The following is a 719-nucleotide window of genomic DNA, read 5'->3' as shown; positions in this document are numbered from 1 at the left end:
GGGGTCCCTAATCTGACAGAGCATGAGGCTTATTCGTGACATCTTCACCCGACAGCGCTCCACGACGGAGCCGAACCCCGCTTGCCATCACGGCAGCGATAGTTGCGGGGTTGGTGATCCTGTTCTTTATCTTCGCTGGGCTGTACACCGATGTGCTGTGGTTTGACCAACTCGGGTTCCTGAGCGTTCTGACCACACAGTGGATCGCGACAGCGGTGCTGTTCATCGTCGGTGTGCTCGCGATGGGCGTTCCTGTCTGGATCAGCATCCAGATCGCGTACCGCATGCGCCCCGTCTACGCGAAGCTCAATTCGCAGCTGGATCGCTATCAGCAGGTCATCGAGCCGCTGCGCCGTCTGGCCATGTACGGCATCCCGGCACTTCTGGGTCTCTTCGCCGGAGTGGCCGCGGCCACTCAGTGGCAGGTTGTACTGATGTGGCTCAACCGCAGCGAGGTCGGTCGCACGGATCCGCAGTTCGGGTTCGACATTTCGTTCTATCTGTTCGACCTGCCGTTCTATCAGGCCATCCTCGGATTCGCCTCCGCGGTCGTGCTCATCTCGGCTTTGGTGGCTCTCGCCACGAGTTATCTCTATGGGTCCATCCGGGTGAGCGGTCGGGAGATCATTGTCTCCAAGGCGGCACGCGTGCAGATCGCTGTCACCGCCAGCCTCTACCTGCTCCTGCAGGCGGTGAGCATCTGGTTCGACCAGTACTCA

1 protein-coding gene is annotated in these 719 nt (G+C 60.4%); it reads left to right on the top strand.

The window, feature by feature from the left end; genetic code table 11:
- Window positions 1–35: 35 nt before the first annotated feature.
- The coding region (locus JF66_RS19955; protein ID WP_231556530.1) for a UPF0182 family protein at window positions 36–719 on the top strand (684 nt) is incomplete at its 3' end.

The sequence above is a fragment of the Cryobacterium sp. MLB-32 genome (genome assembly GCF_000738085.1).
In the GTDB taxonomy this organism is placed as follows: domain Bacteria; phylum Actinomycetota; class Actinomycetes; order Actinomycetales; family Microbacteriaceae; genus Cryobacterium.
The sequence above is the reverse complement of the archived record's forward strand: the minus strand, read 5'-3'. Positions and strand labels throughout refer to the sequence as shown.